This is a genomic window from Cobetia sp. (genome assembly GCF_983723665.1).
Window position 1 is genome coordinate 1 of the sequence record NZ_CFDJES010000231.1, and the last position, 2,978, is coordinate 2,978.

1 protein-coding gene and 1 pseudogene are annotated in these 2,978 nt (G+C 61.4%); both read right to left on the minus strand.

The genetic code is table 11. The features are described from left to right. Positions 1 to 1,145 (minus strand): annotated as a pseudogene (locus AC4FAH_RS14225) (hypothetical protein); the annotation flags it as partial. A gap of 1 nt (position 1,146) precedes the next feature. Next, positions 1,147 to 2,763 carry a BCCT family transporter gene (locus AC4FAH_RS14230; protein ID WP_131432365.1) on the minus strand — a complete coding sequence of 539 codons (1,617 nt, stop codon included), beginning with the start codon at positions 2,761 to 2,763 and terminating at the stop codon, positions 1,147 to 1,149. Between the last annotated feature and the right edge of the window lie 215 nt (positions 2,764 to 2,978).

Below are 2,978 nucleotides of genomic sequence, written 5' to 3' on the forward strand. Positions count from 1 at the left end.
AGGTCCTCATAGCGGTCGACGATGCTCGGATACAGCTCCAGCAGCAGAGTGTTCACCAGCTCCTGAGCCTCGAGCCCATGCTGCTGGTAACTCCAGTCGATCAGCTCCTGCCAGAGCTCCGGCGACAGCGGCACGAGTTCGAGCCATGTCATCAGCTCAGGCAAGGACGCCACCGTGGCCTGGTTGCGCAGGGTCTGCTCGTGATCGTCCGTGACCGTCTGGCGCAGATGAGTCTCGGCGCGCTTGAGGAGTGCCAGCAGACGTGAACGCTCCTGCTCTCCCGGTACCTGTGCCGTCACCTCGGCAAGCGCCAGTTCTCGGCTTTCCACCCAGCGCTGTACCAACTGCGGATGATTGATCAGAAAAGGCGCCATCCCGAGGCCGGTGGAGTTGCCGATGCCCAGATAGCGCTTCAATGAGGTTGCCAGAGGTGCGGCGGTCTCGGGAGCCCGGGCACGGGCCATGTGCTCTATCTGCTGGATCGAGAAGTGACGCAGCAGATAGACGCCCAGCATCTGGGCAGAAAATGGCCGATGGAAATCCGCGTTGTCCTTGAGACGGTCATAATCCGCGATGCCGAACTTGCCATTGCCATAGACGGCCGTGGTTCGATACAGATAGCCGACCCGGGTCAGCCACTCAGGATCCGGTTGCTGGCCTGCACTCAGTGCCTCCAGGAAGCTTGCGAAGTTACGCAAGCTGCGATTGGCACGCGAAAGGACCAGCAATCTGGGATGCTGGCGCCCGGCTTCCTGCAACGGCACATTGGCCGCCATCTGCTCGAGAAGCGCATCATCCACATCCCCCTCCACTACGCCGAAGGTGACATCCCAGGCTTCGGCGATGACGCGGTCAGAGCGTGCGGAATCCTCAAGCGCCTGAGAAAATATGACGCCGTGATAGCGCTTGTTGGGCGTCTGCAGGCAGTAGATCGCCACACCGTGACCGAGGGCATCCAGTTCGAAGCGGGTCGTCGTGATCTTCCATTTTTCATGTGCCATCTGGCGCACCAGACTTCTCACGAAACTCAGGCGACTGGCATGCAGGCTGCCGAGGCGCTCCAGCTGCATCACATCGTCCGGTGCCCGCAGTCGCAGACGTTGCTCGGTGGATGAGAGGCGCGCGCCCTGGTGATTGCGAGACATATCAACGCTCTCCTGCGTCTTCCGGGGCCGGCATGGCTGACCGCTGGCTGGTGATTCCCTGCGCACGTGCCATCGCGAAGGCTGATTGAGGTCCTGTCCACAATGAGGGCAGCAGCACCAGCGAGACAGGGATGGCCGTGATGACGATGAACTGCTGAAGCGCACTGATCTGACCGGCCCCCATATAGAGGAGTATCGCAGCCATCAACGCCATGCTGATGCCCCAGAAGGCACGCACCAGCGGGCTGGGGTCATCGTGTCCGGCACTGACGACGGCGATCGCGTAGCTCATCGAGTCACCGGTGGTGGCGACGAAGATGGTGGTCAGCGTCAGGATGGCAGCTGCCATTGCGGTCCCGCCGGGCAATGCCTGCGCCACGGTGAGGGTCGCGACATCGAACTGGAAGTTGTTGAGCGCTTCGGTGAGGTCGATCACGCCGGTGAACTGATAGAAGATGCCCGCCCCGCCCAGCAGGGTGAACCAGACAGCGGTGGCCAGTGGCGCCAGCACGGCAACGGTCAGGATCATCTGACGGATGGTTCTGCCCTTGGAGATGCGCGCCACGAAGATCGCCATCAGCGGGCCATAGCCGAGGAACCAGGCAAAGAAGAATACGGTCCACCACTGCATCCACCAGTCTGGAGCGCTCTGTGCCGTCATGGTCGACATGGTGAAGAACGAGCTCAGATACTCGCCAAAGCCCTGGGTGAAGGCATTGACCATGAACAGGGTCGGCCCGAAGACGAAGATCACCGCTGCCACGCCCAGCGCCAGGAAGACGTTGAAGCGCGACATGATCTGGATGCCCTTGTCGATGCCGGTCACGGCCGAGGTCACATAGATCACCCCGAGCACTACCAGCACGCTCAGCTGCGTCGAATAGTCATTGGTCACGCCAAAGAGCTCATGCAGGCCGAAGCTGACCTGGGTGGCCAGAAAACCGATGGGGCCCACCGTTCCTGCCACCACGGCGATGACGCACATGGCATCCACCACCCCGCCCAGCTTACCCTTCATGATCTTCTCGCCGAACACGGGATACAGCAGCGTTCTCGGCTGCAGAGGCTGACCCTTGTCGTAATGGGCATGCGCCAGCACGATGGCAGTCAAGCTGCCCAGAATGGCCCAGGCAAGAAAGCCCCAGTGCATGAAGGATTGCGCCAGTGCAGGCGCGATGGCGTTCGCAGTGCCCGGCTCGGTATCAAAGGCAGGTGGCGTCACCAGGAAGTGGTACACCGGTTCGCCGGCAGCGAAGAAGACCCCGCCTCCCGCCAGCAAGGTGCACATGATGATCGACACCCACTTGAAGGTGGATAGCTCAGGCGTTCGCGTGCCACCGATACGGGCACTGGCCGCAGGCGTTGCGGTCAGCCCCAGGGCAATGAAGAAGGTGAGCAGCAACAGAATCTGGAAGTAGCTGCCCAGTGTTCTGGCGGTCCAGGCAAAGCCGGCACTGATGGCTTGCGCGACCCCTTCAAGATCAAACAGGGACAGGCCGACGAACAGCAGTATGAAGCCGATGCTGCAGGTCAGAACGACAGGGTCACCAAAGCGGTACTGACCTTCCGGTAACGCATCCGACGTGGCGGACGTCGTGGTCTTGCGAGATGAAGTCATGTGGCATTCCTCTGACGAGCTCTCGTCATTGGCAGGCATTTATTATGGTTGTTGGTTGCCGAGCGATACCCTGAGGATTCCTGGCTCGGCACAGGTGCCATGGCATAGCGTTACGGCGATCAGGCAGGCGCGGTCTCCTGACGGGTCGCGGCGCGCTCGAGGAGCGCGACCCAGTTCTTGCCCATGATGCCGGCCACTTCGTCCTCGGACATGCC